Below are 375 nucleotides of genomic sequence, written 5' to 3'. Positions count from 1 at the left end.
ATCCTCCAAGGCTAAATACTCCTGACTGACCGATAGTGAACCAGTACCGTGAGGGAAAGGCGAAAAGAACCCCGGCGAGGGGAGTGAAAGAGAACCTGAAACCGTGTACGTACAAGCAGTGGGAGCCCCACCACCAAAGCGTTTCGCTTTGCGTGGTGCACAAAATGCGTAACGGCAGCACTGATGGCGGTTGGCGGAGCGGCAGCGACGCCCAACACACAAATCAAGCAGTGGAGCGTTTTGGGGTGGGGTGACTGCGTACCTTTTGTATAATGGGTCAGCGACTTATATTCTGTAGCAAGGTTAACCGGATAGGGGAGCCGCAGGGAAACCGAGTCTTAACTGGGCGAAAGAGTTGCAGGGTATAGACCCGAA

General features: G+C 54.1%; 1 rRNA gene. It reads left to right on the top strand.

Annotation, left to right across the window (positions count from 1 at the left end):
- Positions 1 to 375: ribosomal RNA gene (locus AACQ38_RS23905) — 23S ribosomal RNA — on the top strand; the annotation flags it as partial.

Origin of the sequence: Photorhabdus sp. RW14-46 (genome assembly GCF_963887965.1) — a bacterium.
In the GTDB taxonomy this organism is placed as follows: Bacteria; Pseudomonadota; Gammaproteobacteria; order Enterobacterales; family Enterobacteriaceae; genus Photorhabdus; species Photorhabdus laumondii.
Note: the sequence above shows the minus strand (reverse complement) of the source record. Positions and strands in the feature narration are given on the sequence as shown.